Genomic DNA, 23,002 nt, shown 5'->3' with positions numbered 1-23,002 from the left:
ACTCTCGCTCAACTAGAATCGGTGCTGATGAGCACCCCCACTGATGCAGCGCCCGACGACCTGACGCCGACCGAGACGACCCCCGAGGCCAAAGCCGCGGAGGCGACTGAAGTGCGAGCGCTCTTCGAAGAGCAGGCGCTGCCGTTCATGGACCAGCTCTACGCCGCGGGCATGCGTATGACGCGCAATCCGGCCGACGCCGCCGACCTGGTGCAAGAGACGTACGTCAAGGCGTTCGCCGCCTTCGCGCAGTTCACGCAGGGCACGAACCTGAAGGCCTGGCTGTATCGCATCCTGACCAACACGTTCATCAACACCTACCGCAAGAAGCAGCGCGACCCCTACCAGGGCACGATCGACGAGCTCGAAGACTGGCAGATGGGCGGTGCCACCAGTGCGACGCTCACCACGACGTCTCGCTCGGCCGAGGCCGAAGCCATCGACCACCTTCCCGACAGCGCCGTCAAAGACGCGCTGCAGAAGGTGCCCGAAGACTTCCGCCTGGCTGTCTACCTGGCCGACGTCGAGGGTTTCTCGTATCAGGAGATCGCCGACATCATGAAGACTCCGGTCGGCACCGTGATGAGCCGACTTCACCGAGGGCGTCGCCTGCTTCGCGACCTGCTCGGCGACTATGCACGCGAACGCGGCATCGCCGTGCCCGCACCGACCACGAAGGGCAGCAAGAAATGACCGACTGCGGCTGCGACAAAGCCAAGGCCGAGCTCGAAGAGTACCTGCACAACGAGCTGGCCCGCGACGACGCGCAAGACATCCGTGAGCACATGGCGGGCTGCGCCGACTGCTCGAGCGAGTTCCACGTCAACGTGGTCATGACCGAGGCTGTTCAGCGCGCCTGCCGCGAGACGGCGCCCGAAGACCTGCGCGTGCAAGTGCTGACGAAGCTCCGCGATCTGCAGGCCACGCACCGCTGACGGCCACGGGGTTGTGCGGTAGCGTCGCAGCATGACTGCCACCGTGGAGCCTCTGGGCCCGGCGACACCCGACGACCTCTCCGACCTCGTGCACCTGCTCGGACTTCTCGGCTATGCACTCGATGCCGACCAGATGGCGACGCGCCTCGGTCGTCTCGATCCGGCGGCAGGGTACGAGACGTGGGTCGTGCGCGACGCCGACGGCAGGATCTCGGGGGTCGCGGGAGGCCATGTGCTCTGGGCCTACAACTCCGACCGCCCGGCTGCGCAGCTGATGTTGCTCGTGGTGCGCGAAGACACCCGCCGCGACGGGGTCGGCTCTCAACTGCTCGGCCACTTCGAGGCCTGGGCGCGAGCGCACGACGCTGCGACTCTTGCTGCGGTCTCGGCTGCAGCCCGTGAGACCGCCCATCGCTTCTACCAGAAGCGCGGCTACCACGCCGCCGGCAGCGCCTACAGCAAGATCGCCTGACCCCTTCCGTCCCCTCCCGCCGTCCCGCCCGCCCGTTTTACCTATGGGTGAAGCCCTCCCGCACAGAAGTAACTATGCGGAGAGGGCTTACCTATAGGTAGAACGGGACCCGGCCCGCGCCCGTTTTACCTATGGGTGAAGCCCTCCCGCACAGAAGTAACTATGCGGAGAGGGCTTACCTATAGGTAGAACGGGACCCGGCCCGCGCCCGTTTTACCTATGGGTAAAGCCCTCCCGCACAGAAATAACTATGCTGAGAGGGCTTACCTATAGGTAAAATGGGTGGGGGGCGGGGCTAGAGGGTCAGGGCGCGGTCGACCAGGTCGGTGAGCTGAGCAGCACTCTTCTTGGAGGAGCCGGCGGCCGGGGACGCCGAGGCGGGGCGCGACGCGACCGTGATGGTACGGCCGAGCGCCGGTGCCAGCTCGAGTGCGACGAACGGCCAGGCACCCTGGTTCTCGGGCTCCTCCTGAGCCCAGAGCAGCTCGGCGTTCGGGTAGCGGTCAAGGACGGCCTTCACCTCGGCGGTGGGCAGCGGGTAGAGCTGCTCGAGCCGGACGAGAGCGATCTCGTCGGTGATCCCGCGCTTGTCGAGCTCGGCCTGCAGGTCGTAGTGCACCTTGCCGGAGTGCAGCACGATGCGCTTGGTGGCCTCGGGGTTCTGCACGCGCGTGCAGTCGAGCACCGGCTCGAACCTACCCGACGTGAAGTCGCTCACGTCGCTCGTGGCCCCGCGGAGACGCAGCATCGCCTTCGGTGTGAAGACGATCAGCGGGCGACGAGGCCGGGCGTAGGCCTGGCGGCGCAGCAGGTGGAAGTACGACGCCGGGGTCGACGGGCGAGCCACGGTCATGTTGTTCTCGGCGCAGAGCTGCAGGTAGCGCTCGATCCGGGCCGACGAGTGGTCGGGGCCCTGGCCTTCGTAGCCGTGCGGCAGCAGCAGCACGACGCTCGACCGCTGACCCCACTTCTGCTCGGCGCTCGACACGAACTCGTCGATGATCGTCTGGGCGCCGTTGGCGAAGTCGCCGAACTGCGCCTCCCAGAGCACGAGAGCATCGGCGCGCTCGACCGAGTAGCCGTACTCGAAGCCCATGGCCGCGTATTCGCTCAGCAGCGAGTCGTAGATCCAGAGCTTCGCCTGGTTGTCGGTGACGTTCTGGAGGGGGATCCACTCCTGGTCGTTCTCTTTGTCGTGGAGGACGGCGTGGCGCTGCACGAAGGTGCCCCGCCTCGAGTCCTGCCCGGCGAAGCGCACCGGGGTGCCCTCGGTGAGCACGGAGCCCAGCGCGAGCAACTCGCCGAACGCCCAGTCGATCTGGCCGGTTCGGCTCATCTCAGCACGCTTCTTGAGCAGCTGCATGAGCTTGGGGTGCACCGTGAAGCCGGCGGGCGGGTTGTCGAAAGCGTCGCCGATGGCGTGGATCAGGCTCTCGTCGACCGCGGTGTCGAACGTGTCGGATGCCGACGAGTCGTCCTGCTGGGCGGCGGGCCGCTCGAGGTCGGCCACGGCGCCGCCGTCGTCGGTGATGACGGGAATCGAGCCGGTCTGTGCGGCGTGCGTCTCGGCGAAAGCCCGCTCGAGGCGGTCCTGGAAGTCGCGGTGCGCCTGCTCGTACTCTTCGTCGGTGATGTCGCCACGGCCGACGAGGGCCTCGGTGTAGAGCGTGCGGACACTGCGCTTGGCGTCGATCAGCGAGTACATCAGCGGCTGCGTCATCGACGGGTCGTCGCCCTCGTTGTGACCGCGGCGGCGGTAGCAGATGAGGTCGATGACGACGTCGCGCTTGAACTCCTGGCGATAGGCGAAGGCGAGCTCGGCCACGCGGGCGACGGCCTCGGGGTCGTCGCCGTTCACGTGGAAGATCGGCGCCTGGATCGTCTTCGCGACGTCGGTCGAGTAGATCGACGTGCGCCCCTCGCTCGGCGACGTGGTGAAGCCGACCTGGTTGTTGATCACGATGTGGATCGTGCCGCCGACGCGGTAGCCGCGGAGCTGCGACATCTGCATGGTCTCGACCACGATTCCCTGGCCGGCCATGGCGGCGTCGCCGTGGATGAGGAGGGGCAGGACGCCGTAGGCGAGCGGGGCGCCGCGATCCTGCTTGGCGCGCACGATGCCCTCGAGCACGCCGTCGCCGGCCTCGAGATGCGACGGGTTCGCCGCGATGTAGACGGGGATCTTCTTGCCGGCGGCGCTCGTGAACTCGCCCTCGGTGCCGAGGTGGTACTTGACGTCGCCCGAGCCCTGAACGGTCTTCGGGTCTTGGGTGCCCTCGAACTCGCGGAAGATCTGGCCGTAGGTCTTGCCGGCGATGTTGGTCAGCACGTTGAGGCGACCGCGGTGGGCCATGCCGATGGCGACCTCTTGGAGACCGGCCGAAGCGGCGTCCTGGATGATCGTGTCGAGCAGGGAGATGGCCGACTCGCCGCCCTCGAGGCTGAAGCGCTTCTGCCCGACGTACTTCGTCTGGAGGAAGGTCTCGAACGCCTCGGCCTCGTTGAGTTTGCCGAGGATGCGCATCTGCTCGTCGTGGGTCGGCTTCGTGTAGGGCACCTCGACGTGATCCTGCACCCAGCGGCGTTGCTCGGGATCTTGGATGTGCATGTACTCGATGCCGATCGTGCGGCAGTACGAGTCGCGCAGGACGCCGAGGACGTCGCGCAGCAGCATCGCTGGCTTACCACCGAAGCCACCGGTCACGAATTCGCGGTCGAGGTCCCAGAAGGTGAGGCCATGACGCTCGATCTCGAGGTCGGGGTGGGTGCGCTGGCGGTATTCGAGCGGGTCGATGTCGGCCATCAGGTGGCCGCGGACGCGGAAGCTGTTGATCAGCTCTTGCACGCGGGCGGTCTTGCCGACGCGCTCGGCGAGGTTGACGTTGATGTCGGGGTTCCAGCGGATCGGCGCATAGGGGATGCGGAGCGCCGCGAAGATGCCGTCGTAGAAGCCCCGTTCGCCGATCAGCATCTCGTGCACGATCTTGAGGAACTCGCCGCTGCCCGCGCCCTGGATGACACGGTGGTCGTAGGTCGAGGTGAGCGTGATCGTCTTGCCGATGCCGAGCTCGACGAGGGTCTTGGGAGCGGATCCCTGGAACTCGGCGGGGTACTCGAGGGCCCCTGCGCCGATGATCGCGCCGGCGCCTTTCATGAGGCGGGGCACGCTGTGCACGGTGCCGATGCCGCCCGGGTTGGTGAGCGAGATGGTGTTGCCGGCGAAGTCGTCGGCGGTGAGCTTGTTGGCGCGGGCCTTCTTGACGATGTCTTCGTAGGCGGTGAGGAACTGCGCGAAGGTGAGGCTCTCGGCCTTCTTGATGCCGGGCACCAGGAGGGCGCGCGTGCCGTCGGGCTTCGGGATGTCGATGGCGAGGCCGAGATTGATGTGCGCCGGGGTGACGACGCTGGGCTTGCCGTCCACGACGTCGTAGAAGACATTCTGGCTCGGGAACTCTTTGAGGGCCTGGACGAGGGCCCAGCCGATCAGGTGGGTGAAGGAGATCTTGCCGCCGCGGGCGCGACGCAAATGGTTGTTGATGACGATGCGGTTGTCGATCATCAGCTTGGCCGGGACGGTGCGGACGCTCGTGGCGGTCGGCACGGTGAGGCTGGCGTCCATGTTGGTCGCGAGGCTCTTCGACATGCCGCGCAGGGGCTGCACGACGTTCGTGGGCTCGGCGGTCGGCTCTTCGGCCGACTTCTTGGCGGCGGCCTGCGGTGCGTCGGCGGGCACCGGCTTCTCTTTCGGGGCGACCGAGGTCGTGCGGGCGGCGACCACGGGGGTCGTGCCGGTCGGGGTCGTGGCCGAGGCCGGTGTCGGAGGTGTCGACGCCGCGGGCGCAGCGGGCGCCGGGGCGGCAGCTGCGGGTGAAGCGGTGGAGGACGCGGCCGGCGCGTCATCGGCCGGCTTGTAGCTCTCGAGGATCGGCCACCACGACTTGTCGACCGAGTTCTTATCGACGACGTACTGCTCGTACAGCTCGTCGACGAGCCACTCGTTCGCTCCCCAGTCCTCGCTGTCAGAACTTGCTGCTGCGCCCTCGTCGGTCGTCCCGGTCACGTGGCTAGTCACAGCCGATCGCCCACTCTCCGTTGATTGTTGATCAGTGATGGGCTTCCGCTGCCCACACCATGTCAAGACTAATCGCTTCGCGCTGGGAGATGTGGGACGACTACGCGACAGGATCGCGCGTTCGCGGAAGGCATAGGTTGTCAGCATGAGGTTCTACGAGACCACTCCGACGCACGATCTGACCTACTCCGACGTGTTCCTCGTGCCCAGCCGATCGGGTGTCACGAGCCGTCTCGACGTGTCGCTCGCGCCGGGCGACGGCACCGGGGCCACCATCCCGATCGTCTCCGCCAACATGAACTCCGTCACGGGGCCGAGACTCGCGGCCACCCTCGCCCGCCGCGGCGGTCTCGGCGTCCTGCCCCAGGACATGCACCTGCAGGATCTCGACGCGGCCATTCGCTGGGTCAAAGACCAGCCGGTCGCCTACGATACCCCGTACACGATGGCTCCCGGTGACACGGTCGAGCACGCCCTCGCTCTCCTGCCGCCCGTCGAGGGCCAGGGCATCGTGCTGCACGAGGCCGACGGCACGTACGTCGGCTGTCTGTCGGCGACCCGACTGGCGACCGCTCCTCGTGACGCGCTTCTGGGCGACCTCCTCCACGGGCCGCTGGCTTCGCTCGACGCCGACGACATCGACGGCCCGCGCGCCGCTTTCGACCTGCTCGTCGCCGCCGACCTCGACTTCGCCCCGGTGTTGCACCAGGGACACGTGATCGGCACCCTCAGCCGCAAGGGCGCCCTGCGCTCGAACCTCTACCGCCCCGCGGTCGACGAGGCCGGGCGCCTGCGCGTCGCCGCAGCACTCGGCGTCAACGGCGACGTGGCTGCCAAGGCCAAGGCTCTCGTCGCAGCCGGCGTCGACGTCCTGGTCCTCGATACGGCCCACGGGCACCAGGATGCGATGATCCGAGCCGTCTCGACGGTCGCGTCGCTGAAGCTCGGCATCCCGATCGTCGCCGGCAACGTCGTCACGGCCGAGGCCGTCCGTCAGCTGGTGGGTGCGGGCGCGACGATCATCAAGGTGGGCGTCGGCCCGGGCGCCATGTGCACGACCCGCATGATGACGGCCGTCGGCCGGCCGCAGTTCTCAGCCGTGCTCGAGACCGCCGAGGCGGCCAGAGCCCTGGGCGCCCACGTCTGGGCGGACGGCGGTGTGCGCTATCCCCGTGACGTCGCGCTGGCTCTGGCGGCGGGGGCGGCGAGCGTGATGATCGGATCCTGGTTCGCCGGCACCATCGAAGCTCCGGGCGAGCTCGTGGTCGATCCTGGCGGCGCGGTCTACAAAGAGAGTTGGGGCATGGCCTCGACCAAGGCCGTCCAGAGCCGCTTCGAACGCCTCGACCCGTACGAGCTGGCCCGCAAGACGCTCTTCGCCGAGGGCATCTCGTCGTCGAAGATCTATCTCGACCCGCTGCGCCCTTCGGTCGAAGACCTGCTCGACATGATCACCTCGGGCGTGCGCAGCTCGTTCACCTACGCCGGGGCTCGAAGCCTGGGCGAGTTCTCCGAGCGGGCCCTCGTCGGTATCCAGTCGGCGGCCGGGTACGAGGAGGGCAAGCCGCTCCCTGTCTCTTGGTAGAAGCCTCTCTGGAATCCATGCGGGTGTGCCCGTAAACTGATCGGACAATGGACGACCCTCCCCATACACCTGTCTCGCCCACCTCTCTCCTCCTCCTGTGGAGCGTTCGTCGATGAACGAGTGGATCCTGCTTGCGATCGGTCTCGTGCTGACCATCGGCACCGGCTTCTTCGTCGCCAGCGAGTTCTCGCTGGTCAACCTCGATCGCGCCGACCTCGAAGCCCGGCAGACTCGCGGTGAGAAGGGCCTCGCCACCTCCATCGGTGCGCTGAAGGTCACCTCGACGCACCTGTCGAGCGCGCAGCTCGGCATCACGCTGACGACGCTCCTCACCGGTTACACGATGGAGCCGGCCATCTCGACCCTGATCGAGGATCCCTTCCGGCAACTCGGCCTCGACCTCTCGGTCGTCGACGTGGCTGCCCCGATCGCGTCGATCGTGCTGGCGACGCTTCTGTCGATGATCATCGGCGAGCTCGTGCCGAAGAACTTCGCACTCGCCCTGCCCTTGCAGACCGCGCGGCTGGTCATGCCGTTCCAGGTCGGCTTCACTCGGGTCTTCAAGCCGGCGGTCGCCCTTCTCAACGGCACCGCCAACGTGGTGCTGCGAGCGATGGGCATCGAGCCCAAAGAAGAGCTCTCGGGCGCCCGCACCGCCGAAGAGCTGACGTCGCTGGTGCGCCGGTCGGCGTTCGAGGGCAGCCTCGATCTCGACACGGCGACCCTGCTGGCGCGCACGCTCGTCTTCAGCGAGCACACCGCCTCCGACGTCATGACGCCGCGCCCGCGGGTGACGAGCGTCGCGCGCACCGACTCCGCCGAGACGGTCCTCGAGCAGGCGAGGCGGACCGGCTATTCGCGCTTCCCGGTCACCGACGACGACATCGACGACATCGTCGGCCTCGTGCACGTCAAGCAGGCCGTCTCGGTGCCCCGCGAGAAGCGCGAGGCGGTTCCCGTGTCGGCCCTTCAGACCGAGGCGATCCGTGTCCCCGAGACGATGAAGCTCGACTCGCTGCTCGGCGCCGTCCGCGGCAAGGGCTACCAGATGGCAGTCGTCGTCGATGAGTACGGCGGAACAGCCGGTGTCGTCACCCTGGAAGACCTGATCGAAGAGCTCGTCGGCGAGGTGTCCGACGAGCACGACCGGTCGCGCGTCGACGTGGTGCGGTCGCGCGGCTGGCTGACCTTCCCCGGCCTCCTGCGGCCCGACGAGCTGCTCGAGCGCGCCGGCGTGCGCGTGCCCGAAGAGGGCCCCTACGAGACCGTCGGCGGCTATCTCATGAGCGAGCTCGGGCGCCTGCCCGTCGTCGGCGACATCGTGTCGACCGAGGCGGGGGAGTTCCGCGTCGAGCGGCTCGAGGGCCGGCGGATCGACCGCGTGCGGTTCACCCCGGTCGTCGACGAAGCAGCGGGCGCAGCCGAGGCGACGGTGCAGGATCCGGTGGGCCGACAAGACGCTGCGACCCGCCTGGCACACTCGGCCGAGGGGGTGCAGCGATGAGCGACTGGCTCGGAATCATCTGGCTCGTCGTGCTGCTGCTCGGCAACGGCTTCTTCGTCGGCGCCGAGTTCGCCGTCATCTCGGCCCGGCGCTCCTCGATCGAGCCGAAGGCCGAGCAGGGCAACCGCGCGGCCAAGACGACGCTGTTCGCGATGGAGCACGCGACGCTGATGCTGGCGACGAGTCAGCTCGGCGTCACCGTCTGCTCGCTGCTGATCCTGAACGTCTCCGAGCCCTCGATCCACCATCTGCTCGAAGGCCCGCTGCATTTGACGGGGTTGAGCTCAGGCGCGATCGAGACCGTCGGCTTCGTGATCACGTTGATCATCGTGTCGTTCTTACACGTGGTGTTCGGCGAGATGGTGCCGAAAAACCTCTCGTTCTCGGTGCCCGACCGCGCCGCCCTGCTGCTCGCGCCGCCTCTCGTCTTCATCGCTCGCATCCTGCGCGTCGTGATCGTCACGCTGAACTGGCTGACGAACGCCGTGGTGAAGGCGTTCGGCGTGACGCCGAAGAACGAGGCCACGAGCGCGTTCACGGTCGAAGAGGTGCAGACCATCGTCGCGCAGTCGCAACGCGAAGGCGTGCTGATGGACACCACCGGCACGTTGCGGGCAGCGTTCGAGTTCACCGAGAAGACGGTGGCCGACGTCGCTCTGGCGCTCGACCAGCTCGTGACACTCTCCGAGGCCGCGACCCCGGCCGAGGTCGAGCGGGCGGTCGCACAGAGCGGCTTCTCGCGGTACGTGCTCGTCGACGATGCCGGCGAGCCGACGGGTTACCTGCACCTCAAAGACGTGATCGACCTCGACATGAGCGAGTACTTCGAGCCGGTGCCTCCCAAGCGCATCCGCCAGCTCATCTCGATCTTCGAGGGCACCGAGCTCGAAGACGCCCTCGCGACTATGCGTCGAGCCGGCGTGCACGTCGCGCGCTCGTTCGACCCGGAGGGGACGACGCGCGGTGTGCTCTTCCTGGAGGACATCCTCGAGGAGCTCATCGGCGAAGTCCAGGACGCCACGCGCCGCCGCTAGCAGTCACCGAGCCTTACCAAAACGGCACGTCCTGACCTCCGTGGAGATCAGGACGTGCCGAAAAGGTGAGGCTACGGGGCTACGCGAACGAGGGGGCGTGGAAGGGTGCGCGGTGATACTGCTGCGGGTAGTAGTCGAGCTCGACGCCCAGCTCGAACGCGGCGCGCAACGCGAAGTGCGGGTCGCGAAGGAACTCGCGGCCGACGAACACCACGTCGGACTGCCCCGACGAGACGATGTCTTCGGCCTGCTGCGAGTCGATGATGAGGCCGACGGCGCCGGTCTCGACGTCGCCGTCGCGGCGCACGCTCGCGGCGAGCGGCACCTGGTAGCCGAGGCCGACCGGAATGACCGCGTTGGCGGCGATGCCACCCGACGAGATGTCGAAGAGGTCGGCGCCCGCGTCGCGGGCCCAGGATGCCACGGTGGCGGTCTCGTGCTCGTCCCAGCCGCCCTCGATCCAGTCGGTGGCCGAAAAGCGGACGATGATCGGGAACGACTCGCCGAGGGCCGCCCGGATGCCGCGGACGATGTCGAGCACGAGGCGGGCGCGGTTCTCGAGCGATCCGCCGTACTGGTCGGTGCGCTGGTTGCTGAGCGGCGACAGGAACTGGTGGATCAGGTAGCCGTGGGCGGCGTGCAGCTCGACGAAGTCGAAGCCCGCATCGCGCGAGCGGATCGCGCCGTCGACGAACGCCTGGACGACGCCCGCGACCTCGTCAGTGGTCAGCTCGCGGGGCACGTCGTAGCCCTCGAAGGCGATGGCCGACGGGGCGACGATGGGCCAGCCGTGCTCGGCCTCCGAGAGAGTGCCGTTCTGCGGCTCCCACGTGCGGGGGGTCGACGCCTTGCGACCGGCGTGAGCGAGCTGCACGCCGATCTTCGAGCCCTCGGCGTGGACGAAGTCGGTGATGGGGCGGAAGGCGTCGCGCTGGTCGTCATTCCAGATCCCGAGATCCTGAGGCGAGATGCGGCCCTCGGGCACGACGGCCGTGGCCTCGGTCACGATGCCGCCGGCGCCGCCGACGGCGAACGAGCCGAGGTGCACGAGGTGCCAGGGGGTGGGCACCCCGTCGCGCTTCTCGACGGAGTACTGGCACATGGCCGGCACCCAGAGGCGGTTGCGGAACTCGGTCTGACGCAGCGTGATTGGCGTGAAGAGCTGAGAGGTCATGACAACGACAACGCGTGTCTCGCAGAATGATTCCGGCTCGGTCTCCCGGGCCCGGATTCAGGAGGCGAGGGTCTCGAGAAAAACTCGCAGCTCGGGCGGCGACGTGAAGACGTGTCCGACGATGCCGAGCGCCTCGGCCCCTTCGACGTTGATCCGCTTGTTGTCGATGAACACCATCTCCTCCGGCGTGATGCCGAGTTCGGTCAGCACGTGCCGGTAGATCGTTTCGCTCGGTTTGAGGTCGTGCAGCTCGGCGCTGACGAAGACGTCGTCGAAAAGCGATCCGACGGGGGAGTAGCGGAGGGGCGCGCCATAGTCGAACCCGGCGTTGGACAGCACCGCGAGTCGGGTGCCGCCGGCCTTCAAGTCGGCGATGACGTCGATCGTGCCGGGCTCGGGGCGCAGCCAGGCGGGGAAGTCGGCGGCCCACAGCTCGTGCACGCGCGAGATCGGCCAGGTGGCCCCCGTGTCGGCCGCGATGGCGCCCCAGTAGTCGACGACCGACTGGCTGCCCTCGTCGAGGGCGTCGCGGTGCTTCTCGTAGCTCGCCCACAGGGCGGCCGACTCGACGCCGGCGAGCTCTTCGATCACCCGGCGATACTCGGGCGCGGGCGTACGACTGATGACCTCCCCATAGTCGAAGACGACCGTGCGGCCGGGGATCGAGAGCGGGCGGCGTGCGAGTGGTTCGGACATGAGAGCCACGCTAGCGGCACCCGCCTATCGTCGGAGCCATGACCGACTCTGCATCCTCGACGTTCACCACCTGGGCTCCCGCCGACGCGAGGGCCTGGATCGCCGTGCCGAAAGACGACGACGACAAGTACAGCCGCGGCGTGCTCGGCGTGGTGACGGGCTCCGACCAGTACCCGGGCGCGGCCGTGCTCGGCGTCGAGGCCGCGCTGCACACGGGAGTCGGCATGCTCCGCTACCTCGGCCCGTCTCGAGCCTCTGACTTCGTGCTGCACCGGCGCCCCGAGGCGGTCACGAGCCCGGGCCGTGTCCAGGCGTGGCTGCTCGGGTCGGGCATCGACCCCGACGCCCTCGACGGCGTGACCACGAACCGCTTCACCGAGGCCGCCGCATCCGGCCTGCCCATCGTGCTCGACGCGGGGGCGCTCTTCCTCCGCGAGCAGACCACGGGGCCGATCGTCGTGACGCCGCACTTCCGCGAGCTGGCCAAGGCGACAGGGCGAGAGGTCGCCGCCATCGCCGACGACCCGGCTTCGGCTGCGGCGCAGGTGGCCGAGCAGTGGGGCGCGACGGTGCTGCTCAAAGGGCACCGCACGTACGTCGCGTCGCCGGGAGGGGTGCGACTCGCCGCCGAGAGCGCGCCGTCCTGGCTGGCGACTGCCGGGGCCGGTGACGCGCTGGGTGGCATCCTAGGGGCGCTCGTCGCCACGCACAGTGACGAGATCGCGCACGATGCCGACGCCCTCGCTCGCATCGCCGCCACCGCCAGCGTCGTGCACGGCCTCGCCGCGGCGCGGGCCTCGGCCGGCGGCCCCATCACGGTACTGTCGCTGATCGACGCCGTACCCGCCACGATTGCGGCGCTGCTCTCGTAGCGCGCAGCTTTCCCGTCGCGAGCGACCGCTACCCTGGGCGCATGAACTCGCGAGGGCTCCGTACGGCCGCGCTCTGGCTCGCCTTCGCCGTCGTGCACGCATGGCTCTGGACGACGTCGTTCACTGGCCCGAACACTCCCCTCAACGACGTGACGACCGTCTATCACAACTGGGTGCAGGAGGGTACGCACGGCCTCGGCTGGGTCGGGGTCGACCAGACCTGGGTCTACCCGTCGGCGGCGCTCGCGCCCATGCTCCTCGCGGCCGTGTTCGGGCTGGCGCACTACTCGGTGACGTGGCTCGGTCTCGTCGTGATCCTCGATGGCATCGCTCTCGCCTACCTGACGCGCGGGGGCCGCGAGCGCCAGCCGCTCGGCTGGTGGTGGCTGGCCTTCATGGTGCTGCTCGGCCCGATCGCCGTCGGCCGACTCGACTCGATCAGCGTGCCGCTCGCACTCGTCGGGCTGTTGTACGCGGTGCGGAGGCCGGTCGTCGCGGGCATCCTGCTGGCTCTGGCCACCTGGATCAAAGTGTGGCCCGCGGCTCTCGTGGTCGCTGTCGTGATCGCGTCGAAGCGCAGGATCCCGGTTCTGGTCGCCGCCCTCGGCACGAGTGTCGTGATCGTGGCGGTCGTGCTGCTCTTCGGCGGCTCGCTTCGGGTGATCTTCGGCTTCGTCGGGCAGCAGGCCGGGCGCGGGCTGCAGATCGAGGCGCCCGTCACGACGTGGTGGCTCTGGCTCGAGGGCCTGCACGTGCCCGGCGTCAGGACGGCGTTCGACTACGGGTTGCTGACCTACCAGACGACCGGGCCCGGCACGGCCCTCGTCTCGCAGCTCATGACGCCGATCATGGCGGTCGTGCTGCTCGGCGTGATCCTGCTCGGGGTGCGCGCGATGCGCCGCGGGGCGCACTCCACCGCCGTGCTGGCGCCTCTCGCTCTGGCCCTCGTGACCGCTTTCATCGTCACGAACAAGGTGGGCTCGCCGCAGTACGAGACGTGGATCGCGGCCCCGATGATCCTGGGCCTGCTGCTTGCGCGCCGCGGGGGAGCCTCGTTCGTCGTGCCTGCGTCGATGGCCCTCGTCGTCGGCGGCCTGACTCAGGTGATCTACCCCTGGAACTACGACGCCCTCGTGTTCGCTCAGCCGTGGATGCTCGTGGTCGTGACGGCGCGCAACCTGCTGCTGGTCGGGCTGCTCGTCGTCGGTGTCGTGCAGCTCGTGCGACTCGGTTCGGTGCGGCAGGATGCAACGCGCCCGTCACCGGTCTCCTCGTCGGAGTCGGTGCCGACGGTGGCAGGATGAACCCATGCTCGTAGCCTTCAGCGTCTCGCCCAGCGGCGGCCCCCCGGCCGGCTCCGAACCCGACTCCGTCCACACCGCCGTCGCGGCAGCCGTGAAGGTCGTCCGCGACTCGGGGCTCCCCAACCGCACGACCTCGATGTTCACCGAGGTCGAGGGGGAGTGGGACGAGGTCATGGCCGTCGTCAAGGCGGCCACAGAGGCGGTCGCCCCCTTCGGCCGTCGCGTCTCGCTCGTGCTCAAGGCCGACATCCGCCCGGGCCACAGCGGCGAGCTCGACGGCAAGATCGAGCGCCTCGAGCGGGCCATCGACGAGTCCTGACCCGCGCGCGTTCGCTCTACCCCCGCCGGCGGCGTGGGCGCAATGCCTAGGCGTTGCGTGTCAGCCGGCGGCGAGGGTTCGAGTTGCGCGACGGGGGTGCCGGGCACGGTCGGCGAAGCCCTAGCATTGGCTGTGAGCTTCGGCGCGGCCGTTCGGCGGTGCTGCGAGCCCGATCGACTCGATGGAGAGCCGCAACCTGTTCGCCCCGAGTCGTGAAGGCCCCACCCCTGTGACCCAGACCGCCGCCCCGTTCCCCGGCAGGGGCGCCGCCCCGATCTCTGCGGCGCGACGCCGCTTCGCGCTCCTCTCGCTCGCCATGGGCGGTTTCGCCATCGGCGCGACCGAGTTCGTCGCGCTGGGGCTGCTGCCGAACATCGCTCGCGACCTCATGCCGGTCGCCTTCGCGCATTCGCCCGAGGATGCGACGGCGCACGCCGGCATCCTCGTCTCGGCGTACGCGCTGGGCGTGGTGGTGGGCGCGCCCACGATCGCGGCGACCACGTCGCATGTGCCGCGGAAGAAGCTGCTGCTGATCCTGCTGGCGGCGTTCGTGGTCGGAACCGTCGCGTCGGCGATCCTGCCCACCTTCGGTCTGGTCGTGCTGGCGCGGTTCGCAGCTGGCCTGCCGCACGGCGCCTATTTCGGTATTGCGGCTCTGGCGGCCGGCAACCTCATGGGGCCGGGCAACCGGGGCAAGGGCGTCGCGTTCGTCTTCACGGGCCTCACGGTCTCGAACATCGTCGGCGTGCCGCTGATCACGGCCCTGGGTCAGGCCGCCGGGTGGCGAGTCGCCTATTTCGTCGTGGCTGTGATCTTCGCACTGACGTTCGTCGCCGTGGCGTTCGCGCTGCCGCCGCAACCGGCCGAGCACGGAGCCTCGATCAAGCGTGAGCTCAGCGCGTTCTCGAAGCCGCAGGTGTGGCTCGTGATGGGCGTCGGGGCGATCGGCTTCGGCGGCTTCTTCGCGGTCGAGAGCTACATCTCCGCCGCCGTGACGCAGGGCGCAGGATCACCAGAGAGCGTCGTCCCGTTCGTCCTGGTGGTCGTCGGCATCGGGATGACGATCGGCAACCTCCTCGGTGGCTGGGGCGCTGACCGCAACATCGCCCGCACCATGTTCGCGGGCTTCGCGGGGCTCCTGATCGCCCTGGCCGGCTACGCCCTCACGGCTCACACGCTGCCAGGCATCTTCGTGTTCGCTTTCCTGCTCGGCTGCGCTGGGTCGGTCATCAGCCCTGCCATCCAGACCCGGCTGATGGTGGTCGCCGGCGACGCTCAGGTGATCGGCGCCGCGCTCAACCACTCGGCGTTCGACATCGGCAACAGCCTCGGCGCCTACCTCGGCGGCGTCGTGATCGCTGCGGGTCTCGGGGTCGGCGCGCCGGCCTGGGTGGGCTTCGGCCTCGCGATCCTGGGCGTCGCCCTGACCGTCGTCAGCTTCTCGCTCCAGAAGCGGTCACACCAGCGCGACGGCATCTCCGGCCCGTCGCCCACGACGCAGCCTGTTCCCATCGGCGGCCTCTGAGCGGGTGAAACCGCCACAGCCTTACCTTTTCGGCTGATCCTGACCGTCTGGACGATCAGGACGTGCCGAAAAGGTAAGGCTGACAGTGACGTACGGTTGTCGAGGGCCGGCTAGAAGCCGGAGGGCGCGGCGTCGTCCGTCTGCAGCAGGATGCCGTCCTGGATGGCGCGCTTCCGCAGGGCCACCTTGGTGCCCACGTCGAAGCCCGCGACGCGGTACTTCTCGCGGATGCGCTTGAGATAGCTCTTCGCGGTCTCTTCGGAGATGCCGAGCTGGTAGGCGACGGCCTTGACAGGCTCACCGCCGCCGTAGAGCGCCATGACGCGGCGCTCCTGGGCGGAGAGCTTCGGCACGCCGCCGACCTCGGCGGCATTGAGGGCCAGGTCGAGCTCGGCCGAGATGTACGACTCTCCGTTGGAGGCGGTGCGGATCGCCTCGACGATCATCTCGGCGTCCTCGCTCTTGACGAGGTAGCCGAGGGCGCCGGCCGCCAGGGCCTCGCGCACGACGTTGGGCTCGGAGTAGGTGCTCATCAGCACCGTCTTCACGCCCGCGGTCTTCAGCGTCGAGATCTTGAGCGAGATCGGCAGGTTGTCTTTGAGGTCGAGGTCGAGCAGCACGACGTCGACGGGGAACTCGGGGTGCGTCAGCAGCTCGGGCCACGAGGCGACCGCGCAGACCATCGAGATGTCGCTGGCGGCGCCGCGGATCCACTCGCTGAGAGCACCGAGGAGCATCTTGTGGTCGTCGACGAGGGCGAGGCGGATACGGCCTTCGGAATCAGGCACGGGTGTTCTCTCTTTCACTGAGGGCTGGGTGGTGCACAGTGTTGACCGAATCTTAGGAGTCTGCGGGGTTTTCGACGGAACACCGGATGGCGAGCCGCAGACTTCCGTCTTGGGACGACGTCGAATAGTCGCCGACGCGCTGCAGCGCGCTCCACGTCGCGGGGGTGACGCGGTTGCGGCGGATGCCAGTCGTCGTGACGTCGATCGGCACCTCGACGGTGCGCCCGGCCATCGAGGCGATCGAGTTCGACTGCACGACGGGGCCGAGCGTGAGGGTGACGCTGACGCCGGCGGCGCGCGTGCGACGATCCCCGAGCAGCAGCCAGACCGCCTGCAGGAGGCCGTCGCGCTGTTCGGGCGTGAGCAGGCCGGCGAGCGACGACGGGTCGGCGAGCTTGACCGCACGGCCGAGATATTCGGACTCGGTGACGGCGTGGTACAGCCAGGTCTCGCGACGGCCTTCGATGAGGTGCAGACGCAGCTCGGTCGCGAGCGAGGCGGCGGTGGAAGCGACCTGCGGCTCGAGAGGCAGCGGCACGTCTCCGGTGGCGACGCCGTCGAGCAGTTTCTCGGCGGCGAGGTCGAGGCGCGCCAGCTCGTCGCTGGCGAGCATGCCGACGGCGAAGCGGGGCTGCGACACGTTGCTCTGCACCAGCACGCGGTCGAGCTCGATCTGGATCATGCGCCGGAAGCCCTGCACGGCGAAGATGGCGATCGTGGCGGGCAGGATCGCGAGGCCGATCATCGACACCTGCTGGGGGAACGTCTTCGGAGTGATCGGAGTGGTCAGGATCACGGCGACCACGAACATGACGAAGAGCACGCTGGTGGCGATCACGAGCTCGCGGGCCGGCCGAAGCGTGATGAGGGGTAAAAGCCCGAACCCGACCGAGATGGACGCCGTCGCGTAGGCGCCGACGTTGTGCAGCGGCCAGATAGCGACGAAGTCGAGCACGACGACCACGGCGAGGGCCGCGCAGACGACGATCATCACCGTGCCGGTCAATCGCTCGCCCTGGATCGCCACGAGTGTGACGACACCGATGAAGACAGCGAGGTAGATCAGCCAGGCGACGATCGCGGGCGCTGCGACGGGATACGCCGACAGGTGCACGAGGAAGAAGATGAGGCCGTAGATGGCCTGGAGGGCGGTCACGGCGGCCGCGCCCATGCCGAGGTAGCCCGTGCCGAGCGTGGCGCCGGCCTGCTGGGCCTGGCGCAGTGAGCGGGCTCCGGTCGACGACGTCGGCAGGCCGCGGGCGGCCCGACGGTGGCGGGGCACTCCGAGGGTGTTCTCGTCGATGCTCATCGCGGTGCCTCCAGGACGACGGTGGTGCCGGCTCCCGGCGCGGAGAAGAGACGGGCGCCGCCGCCGACGTCGCGGAGGCGTTCGACCACGCTCTCCTTGAAGCCGAGTCGCTCTTCGGAGATGCCGTTCAGTTCGAATCCGACGCCGGCGTCGGTGACCATCGCGCGCACCATCGTCTCGTCGTGGATGATCGTGACGTGCGCCTCGGTGACGCCGGCGTGTCGGCGCACGTTCTCGAGGCATTCGGCGAGGGCGAGCAGGAAGGCGTCGAGCACGTTGGTGGGCAGCAGCACCTGGCCGGTGCCGTGCCAGCTGACCTCGAGCCCCATACGCCCGAAGCGCTGCTTGACCGACTCGAGGGTCTGGCCGAGAGGGCTCTCTTCGGCGGTCTCGAGGTTGTACTCGCCCGACTCCTGCGGCTGCGGCGTCGAGCCGAGGCGGAGGTGTCGGAGCAGTCGCGCGTCTTCTGCCGCCTGCGCCTGCAGTGCCTCCGGCGTGACGCCGAAGCCGGAGTGCGCGAGGAGGGTGAGCGTGGCGAGCACGGTGTCGTGCAGGAGGCGCGCACCCTGGCGACGCTGCGCTTCGGTCTCGGAGGCCTGCCGCTCGGCACGGTGGGCGTTGCCGATCGAGTAGATGCGGCGAGCGGCACGCGGCACGCTGTTGCCGATCCAGAAGCCGGCGACGAAGCAGAGCACCCAACCGAGCAGGACGGCAGCCACCTGCACGGTCAGCACCGAGTGCATCCCGACGATCACCATCGCGACGACGATGACCGCGGCGACGGCGGCCAGCACGACGCGCTTCTTGCTCGCAGAGAGCAGCAGGGCGAAGGATGCGACGGCACCGCCGACGAGCGGAATGACCGCAGTCGCGAGAGGGCCGTCGACGTGCCCGGGCAGGAGCGCGATGCCTCCCGCGATCAGACCCGAAGCAAGCCCTAAGACGACCCACAGCATGTTTCCACTTCGGCCGATCAGGATGAAGAAGACGATCATCACCAGGCCGAAAAGCGTGATAGCGGCCTGCCGAGGCAGGTCGGTCACACCGGGGTAGCCGATCGACACCAGAGACACGACGGTGCACGCGATTCCGAGAAAGCGCGTCGTCGTCCGCAGGAGACGATCGCGCTCCTGGGCGAAGAGATCCATCTGTGTCCTGGAGGGTCGAGAGGCGGCGTCGGTAGGGCGCCTAGACACATCGTTCCATAATCTGAGGCCGAAAGAGGCCGATAGCACCCAGATCCGTTGCCGATTATGGCTCGGAGGCCCCGAATTCAGCCTTCAAGCAGCGCTTGAAGGTGCTGGCCGACGTATTCGTTCTCGATCAAGAACCCGTCGTGACCGAATTCGCTCTCGATGACGACGGCGCCGGGGGTGTCGGCAAGGTACCGCGAGCCGGGGCGGAGGCCCTCGGCGATCCTGTGCTGATCGGCCGGAGGGAAGAGCCGGTCGCTGTCGATGGCGACGACGAGCGAGCGAGCCGTGATGCGCTGCAGCGCCGACTCGACACCGCCGCGGTCGCGGCCCAGGTCGTGCGAGTTCATGGCGGTGGCGAGCGTGATGTAGCTGTTGGCGTCGAAGCGGCGCGTGAACTTGTTGCCGTGGAAGTCGAGGTAGCTGGCCACCGCGAACCGGCCCTCGCCCACGAGGGGCGACAGCTCGGACTGCCAGCTGCGGCCGAAGCGGGCGTTGAGCTCGTCGGGCGAGCGGTAGTTGAGCAGGGCCATCCGACGCGCCAGTGCGAGGCCGCGGTACGGGCCCTCGCCGTCGGCGGCGTCGTAGTAGTCGCCGTCGGCGAAGAAGGGGTCCATGTGGATCGCTTCGATCTGCACCGTGTTGAGGGCGATCTGGTCGGCCGACGTGAAGGCGGTGGTCGAGAGGGCGGCGACGCGCTCGACACGATCAGGATGCATGACGGCCCACTCGAGCGCGTGCATCCCGCCCATCGACCCGCCGATGACGGCTGCGAAGCGGTCGATGCCCAGCCGACCGGCGAACGCCGCCTGCGCGGCCACCTGGTCGCGAATAGTCAGCACCGGGAATCGGGCGCCCCACTCGAGCCCGTCGGCGTCGAGGGTCGCGGGCCGGTCGAGCCCTGGCAGCCGCCGAGCATGTTGGGCGCCACGACGAACCATCGGTCGGTGTCGATCGCGAGGCCCTCGCCCACGATGCCGCCCCACCATCCTGCCGTCGTGTGCCCCGCGCCCGCATCGCCCACGACATGGCTATCGCCGGTCAGGGCGTGCAGGATCAGGACGACGTTCGAGTCGTCGGATGCCCGAGTGCCGAACGTCTCATAGGCGATGCGCGGCCGCTCGAGCACCACGCCGCTCTCGAGTGCGAGGTCGTCGAGCGTGACGAAGAGGCGATCGCCCGCGGGTCGCCCTCGCGCCAGGCGCCGGTGACGGGCGGTTTGCCGAGAAGCGCCTTGCGCGTGCGCTCGGTGACGACGCTCGACGGGACGGTGTCTTCAGAAGTCGTCTGCCAGTCCATGTTGTTCTCAGTGTGACAGGAGACGGGCCGCGACCGCCGCTGTGTTACACGGTGACCACGGCCCGTCTCGGGGAGCTTGCGCGACGGATGTCGTCGGCTCCTGGCGCCTAGCTGCTCTTGAGGAGCTTCTCGGTCGTGGCCTTGGCCGCAGCGAACCCCGCGTCGAGGTCGGCTTTGAGGTCGTCGATGTTCTCGAGGCCGACGGAGAGACGCACGAGACCGGGCGTGACGCCGGTCGTGAGCTGCTGCTCGGGGGTGAGCTGCGAGTGCGTCGTCGAGGCCGGGTGGATGACCAGCGAGCGGACATCGCCGATGTTGGCGAGGTGGCTGAACAGGCTGAGGCCGTCGACGAGAGCCTTGCCGGCATCGACGCCGCCCTTCAGCTCGAAGCTCAGCACCGCGCCGACGCCCTTCGGTGCGTACTTGTTGGCGGCGGCGTACCAGGGGCTCGTGGGGAGGCCGGCGTAGTAGACGGTCGAGACGTCGTCGCGGGCGTCGAGCCACTCGGCGATCTCCTGGGCGTTCTGCACGTGGCGCTCGATGCGGAGAGAGAGCGTCTCGATGCCCTGGATGAGCGAGAACGCGGTGTCGGCCGAGTTCGACGAGCCGAGGTCGCGCAGCAGCTGGACGCGCGCCTTGATGATGTAGGCGAGCGGATCGCCGACCGCGGTCGTGTAGCTGGCCCCGTGGTACGACGGGTCGGGCTCGGTCAGCTCGGGGAACTTCTCGACGTTCTTCGACCACTCGAATTTGCCGCCGTCGACGATGAGGCCGCCGATGACCGTGCCGTGGCCGCCGAGGAACTTCGTCGCCGAGTGCACGACGATGTCGGCACCGTGCTCGAAGGGGCGGATCAGGTAGGGCGTGGCGATCGTGTTGTCGACGATCAGCGGCACGCCGTTGTCGTGGGCGACGCCCGAGGCGAGCTCGATGTCGAGGATGTTGATCTTCGGGTTGCCGATCGTCTCGGCGAAGAACAGCTTCGTGTTCGGGCGGACCGCGCGGCGCCACTCGTCGGCGTCGTCCTGGTTCTCGACGAACGTGGTCTCGATGCCGAGCTTGGCGAGCGTGTACTTGAAGAGGTTGTACGTGCCGCCATAGATCGACGACGACGACACGATGTGGTCGCCGGCGCGAGCGATGTTGAGCACGGCGAGCGTCTCGGCAGCCTGGCCGGACGAGACCAGAAGTGCACCTGAACCACCTTCGAGCGCGGCGATGCGCTGCTCCACGACGTCGTGGGTGGGGTTCATGATGCGCGAGTAGATGTTGCCGAACTCGGCCAGGGCGAAGAGGTTCTTGGCCTGTTCGGCGCTCTCGAACACGTACGAGGTCGTCTTGTAGATCGGGGTGGCGCGAGCGTGGGTCGTCGGGTCGGGCTGAGCGCCGGCGTGGATCTGCTGCGTCTCGAACTTCCAGGCGGTCTGGTCGGTCATGGGGGCTCCTGACGTTGGGTTGCGCCGAGCCTAGGGACTCCGGCTCGGAGTCGGCCAGTGAGGCGGACATGCGGCGTAACCTCCGGGTGCCTGCGGTCTGCCGCGGCACCCGGCGGCGGCCATCCCACCTGCGGGCGGCGTGCCGCACCCTGCCGAGGCGAGGTGCGGCATGCCGAAGGATGGTGCGAGTTGCTGAACGGAGCCGAGGAGGAGGCACAGCGGCGGCCCGCCGTGCCTCCTGCGCTCAGGCCTCTCGAGTCGCGGCCCCTGCGCCGGCCGCGGCACCCGCCGGTTCGGCGGGGTCGCCGAAGTCGGGGATGGGCAGTCGCGCGCCGTGCTGCTTCGCCGACTCGTGCGCGACGATGCCTGGCAGCGTATAGCGGGCCGCGACCCACGCGTTCACCGGTGGCAGGGTCCCGTCGACGACGGCTCGGACGAAGTCGTCGACCAGGAAGTGGTGGCTGCCCTCGTGTCCGCTCGGAACCCCGCGGTACTCGTCGGGCAGGCGGCTGGTGTCCTGCACTTCGGCGTACCCCGAGACGAACGCGTCGCGAAGGGCAGGATCCACGTTGGCCAGTGCCGGGTCGTCGTGCGACAGCGTCGGCTTCGTCGTGATCTTGTCGCTGACGTCGATCACATCGTGCTTGTCCTGCCAGACGCTGACCGTCGCGAGCTGTTCGAAGCTCGCCTCGGTGCCGAAGAACCGGAAGCGCGATTCGCGGATCTGCGACGGGTACCCGACGCGACGCATCTCGTTGGTGCGCATCACGGCGCCGTTGTCGAGCTCGAACAGGGCGCTGGCGTTCGAGAAGTCGTTGCCGAACTGGCTGACCTCCTTGTCGAACACGCCGTCGCCGCGGTCGTCCGTGATGCCGATGCAGCTGACGCTGACAGCGTGCCCCGGGATGGCGCCGAGGACTCCGCCGATCGCGTGCGTCGGGTAGAGCATGGGCGGGTAGCTCGCCGTGGCCTTCCAGTTCTCGCCGCCCGAATACTGGTAGGCCGCGTAGAAGCCGAGGTCCATGTCGTGGACGTAGTCGCCCTCGGCGTAGATGATCCGGCCGAACGCGCCTTCGGCCACCTTGTCGCGCGCGTAGATCGTCGCGGGGTTGTAGTAGCTCGTCTCTCCCATCATGTAGGTGAGGCCTGTTTCTTTCACCGCCTCGATGATGGCCGCGATCTCGTCTTCGGTGATCGCCATGGGCACTGCCGAGTAGACGTGCTTGCCGGCGCGGAGGGCGCGGACCACCAGGGGCCCGTGTGTCCAGCGCTGCGTGAAGATCGCGACCGCGTCGACGTCGGATTCGAGCATGGCGTCGAAGTCCTCGACGAAGCCGGCGAGGCTCTCGCGCTCGACCAGTTCGTGGGCGCGTTCGGGCAGGAGGTCGGTGACGTACACCCCCTCGACGTCGGGGTGGATGTCGAACAGCTTGGCGAACGAGCCGGCGAACTGCCCGGCTCCGATCATGCCGATGGAAACCATGG

The 23,002-nt window shown here is 68.5% G+C and carries 18 protein-coding genes and 1 pseudogene; 10 read left to right on the top strand and 9 right to left on the bottom strand.

What is annotated here, in order from left to right; all coding sequences use genetic code 11:
- Window positions 1–27: 27 nt before the first annotated feature.
- Genes AX769_RS15165 through AX769_RS15155 form a run of 3 tightly spaced genes read left to right on the top strand, consistent with a single transcriptional unit; the run spans window position 28 to window position 1,407 of the window.
- Window positions 28–693, top strand: a complete 666-nt coding sequence (locus tag AX769_RS15165) for a sigma-70 family RNA polymerase sigma factor (RefSeq protein WP_157887660.1) — start codon at window positions 28–30, stop codon at window positions 691–693.
- Window positions 690–935, top strand: coding sequence for an anti-sigma factor (locus tag AX769_RS15160; protein WP_066280974.1), 246 nt, complete (start codon window positions 690–692; stop codon window positions 933–935). Before AX769_RS15165 ends, AX769_RS15160 begins: the two co-directional genes overlap by 4 nt.
- Before the next feature lie 31 nt (window positions 936–966).
- Window positions 967–1,407: a GNAT family N-acetyltransferase gene (locus AX769_RS15155; protein ID WP_066280971.1), complete on the top strand. Its 441-nt coding sequence runs from the start codon at window positions 967–969 to the stop codon at window positions 1,405–1,407.
- Window positions 1,408–1,702: 295 nt separating this feature from the next.
- On the opposite strand, the gene AX769_RS15150 is transcribed toward AX769_RS15155, so the two are convergent.
- Complete coding sequence (locus tag AX769_RS15150; protein WP_066280969.1) at window positions 1,703–5,479, bottom strand: multifunctional oxoglutarate decarboxylase/oxoglutarate dehydrogenase thiamine pyrophosphate-binding subunit/dihydrolipoyllysine-residue succinyltransferase subunit; 3,777 nt, start codon at window positions 5,477–5,479, stop codon at window positions 1,703–1,705.
- Between the two features lie 145 nt (window positions 5,480–5,624).
- On the opposite strand from AX769_RS15150, the gene AX769_RS15145 reads away from it, so the two are divergent.
- The 3 genes from AX769_RS15145 to AX769_RS15135 all read left to right on the top strand — a co-directional run bounded on the left by AX769_RS15145 (window position 5,625) and on the right by AX769_RS15135 (window position 9,602).
- Window positions 5,625–7,064, top strand: coding sequence for a GuaB1 family IMP dehydrogenase-related protein (locus AX769_RS15145; protein WP_066280967.1), 1,440 nt, complete (start codon window positions 5,625–5,627; stop codon window positions 7,062–7,064).
- A gap of 112 nt (window positions 7,065–7,176) precedes the next feature.
- A complete protein-coding gene (locus AX769_RS15140; RefSeq protein WP_082763847.1) occupies window positions 7,177–8,568 on the top strand; it encodes a hemolysin family protein in 1,392 nt (463 codons plus the stop codon).
- Complete coding sequence (locus AX769_RS15135; protein WP_066280965.1) at window positions 8,565–9,602, top strand: hemolysin family protein; 1,038 nt, start codon at window positions 8,565–8,567, stop codon at window positions 9,600–9,602. The genes AX769_RS15140 and AX769_RS15135 overlap by 4 nt, the downstream gene beginning before the upstream one ends.
- Window positions 9,603–9,681: 79 nt before the next feature.
- Here the strand turns inward: AX769_RS15135 and AX769_RS15130 are convergent, their stop codons facing one another.
- Both AX769_RS15130 and AX769_RS15125 read right to left on the bottom strand, forming a co-directional pair.
- Window positions 9,682–10,776, bottom strand: a complete 1,095-nt coding sequence (locus tag AX769_RS15130) for an NADH:flavin oxidoreductase/NADH oxidase (protein ID WP_066280962.1) — start codon at window positions 10,774–10,776, stop codon at window positions 9,682–9,684.
- 57 nt (window positions 10,777–10,833) lie between these two features.
- A complete protein-coding gene (locus AX769_RS15125) occupies window positions 10,834–11,472 on the bottom strand; it encodes an HAD family phosphatase (protein WP_066280960.1) in 639 nt (212 codons plus the stop codon).
- A gap of 38 nt (window positions 11,473–11,510) precedes the next feature.
- On the opposite strand from AX769_RS15125, the gene AX769_RS15120 reads away from it, so the two are divergent.
- The 4 genes from AX769_RS15120 (at window position 11,511) to AX769_RS15105 (ending at window position 15,492) form a co-directional block, all read left to right on the top strand.
- The gene (locus AX769_RS15120; RefSeq protein ID WP_066280957.1) at window positions 11,511–12,344 is read left to right on the top strand and encodes an ADP/ATP-dependent (S)-NAD(P)H-hydrate dehydratase; all 834 of its coding nucleotides are present in this window, start codon (window positions 11,511–11,513) and stop codon (window positions 12,342–12,344) included.
- Between the two features lie 41 nt (window positions 12,345–12,385).
- Window positions 12,386–13,648 carry a glycosyltransferase 87 family protein gene (locus AX769_RS15115; RefSeq protein ID WP_066280955.1) on the top strand — a complete coding sequence of 421 codons (1,263 nt, stop codon included), beginning with the start codon at window positions 12,386–12,388 and terminating at the stop codon, window positions 13,646–13,648.
- Window positions 13,649–13,652: 4 nt separating this feature from the next.
- On the top strand, window positions 13,653–13,967 hold the full coding sequence (locus tag AX769_RS15110) for a thiamine-binding protein (protein WP_066280952.1): 315 nt from the start codon (window positions 13,653–13,655) through the stop codon (window positions 13,965–13,967).
- A 316-nt stretch (window positions 13,968–14,283) separates the two neighbouring features.
- Window positions 14,284–15,492 (top strand): MFS transporter, encoded by a 1,209-nt coding sequence (locus AX769_RS15105; protein ID WP_239452051.1) that lies wholly within the window; start codon window positions 14,284–14,286, stop codon window positions 15,490–15,492.
- Between the two features lie 110 nt (window positions 15,493–15,602).
- Here the strand turns inward: AX769_RS15105 and AX769_RS15100 are convergent, their stop codons facing one another.
- From AX769_RS15100 to AX769_RS15075, 6 genes and pseudogenes are all read right to left on the bottom strand, one after another.
- Window positions 15,603–16,229, bottom strand: a complete 627-nt coding sequence (locus AX769_RS15100; RefSeq protein ID WP_066280950.1) for a response regulator transcription factor — start codon at window positions 16,227–16,229, stop codon at window positions 15,603–15,605.
- A 103-nt stretch (window positions 16,230–16,332) separates the two neighbouring features.
- Window positions 16,333–17,589, bottom strand: coding sequence for a hypothetical protein (locus AX769_RS15095; protein WP_066280947.1), 1,257 nt, complete (start codon window positions 17,587–17,589; stop codon window positions 16,333–16,335).
- Entirely contained in the window at window positions 17,586–18,737 is a 1,152-nt protein-coding gene (locus AX769_RS15090; protein ID WP_066280944.1) for a sensor histidine kinase, read from the bottom strand. Before AX769_RS15090 ends, AX769_RS15095 begins: the two co-directional genes overlap by 4 nt.
- A gap of 125 nt (window positions 18,738–18,862) precedes the next feature.
- A pseudogene (locus tag AX769_RS15085) lies at window positions 18,863–20,081 on the bottom strand (homoserine O-acetyltransferase).
- Between the two features lie 107 nt (window positions 20,082–20,188).
- On the bottom strand, window positions 20,189–21,517 hold the full coding sequence (locus tag AX769_RS15080) for a bifunctional o-acetylhomoserine/o-acetylserine sulfhydrylase (protein ID WP_066280941.1): 1,329 nt from the start codon (window positions 21,515–21,517) through the stop codon (window positions 20,189–20,191).
- Window positions 21,518–21,761: 244 nt separating this feature from the next.
- Window positions 21,762–23,000 carry a Gfo/Idh/MocA family protein gene (locus AX769_RS15075; protein ID WP_066280939.1) on the bottom strand — a complete coding sequence of 413 codons (1,239 nt, stop codon included), beginning with the start codon at window positions 22,998–23,000 and terminating at the stop codon, window positions 21,762–21,764.
- Between the last annotated feature and the right edge of the window lie 2 nt (window positions 23,001–23,002).

The sequence above is a fragment of the Frondihabitans sp. PAMC 28766 genome (assembly GCF_001577365.1).
Taxonomy (GTDB): domain Bacteria; phylum Actinomycetota; class Actinomycetes; order Actinomycetales; family Microbacteriaceae; genus Frondihabitans.
The sequence above is the reverse complement of the archived record's forward strand: the minus strand, read 5'-3'. Positions and strand labels throughout refer to the sequence as shown.

Excerpts from the sequence above, each read along its gene's own strand:
- AX769_RS15165 (WP_157887660.1), top strand. The coding sequence starts at position 28 with ATGAGCACCCCCACTGATGCAGCGCCCGACGACCTGACGCCGACCGAG.
- AX769_RS15160 (WP_066280974.1), top strand. The coding sequence starts at position 690 with ATGACCGACTGCGGCTGCGACAAAGCCAAGGCCGAGCTCGAAGAGTAC.
- AX769_RS15155 (WP_066280971.1), top strand. The coding sequence starts at position 967 with ATGACTGCCACCGTGGAGCCTCTGGGCCCGGCGACACCCGACGACCTC.
- AX769_RS15145 (WP_066280967.1), top strand. The coding sequence starts at position 5,625 with ATGAGGTTCTACGAGACCACTCCGACGCACGATCTGACCTACTCCGAC.
- AX769_RS15140 (WP_082763847.1), top strand. The coding sequence starts at position 7,177 with ATGAACGAGTGGATCCTGCTTGCGATCGGTCTCGTGCTGACCATCGGC.
- AX769_RS15135 (WP_066280965.1), top strand. The coding sequence starts at position 8,565 with ATGAGCGACTGGCTCGGAATCATCTGGCTCGTCGTGCTGCTGCTCGGC.
- AX769_RS15130 (WP_066280962.1), bottom strand. The coding sequence starts at position 10,776 with ATGACCTCTCAGCTCTTCACGCCAATCACGCTGCGTCAGACCGAGTTC.
- AX769_RS15125 (WP_066280960.1), bottom strand. The coding sequence starts at position 11,472 with ATGTCCGAACCACTCGCACGCCGCCCGCTCTCGATCCCCGGCCGCACG.
- AX769_RS15120 (WP_066280957.1), top strand. The coding sequence starts at position 11,511 with ATGACCGACTCTGCATCCTCGACGTTCACCACCTGGGCTCCCGCCGAC.
- AX769_RS15115 (WP_066280955.1), top strand. The coding sequence starts at position 12,386 with ATGAACTCGCGAGGGCTCCGTACGGCCGCGCTCTGGCTCGCCTTCGCC.
- AX769_RS15110 (WP_066280952.1), top strand. The coding sequence starts at position 13,653 with ATGCTCGTAGCCTTCAGCGTCTCGCCCAGCGGCGGCCCCCCGGCCGGC.
- AX769_RS15105 (WP_239452051.1), top strand. The coding sequence starts at position 14,284 with ATGGGCGGTTTCGCCATCGGCGCGACCGAGTTCGTCGCGCTGGGGCTG.
- AX769_RS15100 (WP_066280950.1), bottom strand. The coding sequence starts at position 16,229 with ATGCTCCTCGGTGCTCTCAGCGAGTGGATCCGCGGCGCCGCCAGCGAC.
- AX769_RS15095 (WP_066280947.1), bottom strand. The coding sequence starts at position 17,589 with ATGAGCATCGACGAGAACACCCTCGGAGTGCCCCGCCACCGTCGGGCC.
- AX769_RS15090 (WP_066280944.1), bottom strand. The coding sequence starts at position 18,737 with ATGGATCTCTTCGCCCAGGAGCGCGATCGTCTCCTGCGGACGACGACG.
- AX769_RS15080 (WP_066280941.1), bottom strand. The coding sequence starts at position 21,517 with ATGACCGACCAGACCGCCTGGAAGTTCGAGACGCAGCAGATCCACGCC.
- AX769_RS15075 (WP_066280939.1), bottom strand. The coding sequence starts at position 23,000 with ATGGTTTCCATCGGCATGATCGGAGCCGGGCAGTTCGCCGGCTCGTTC.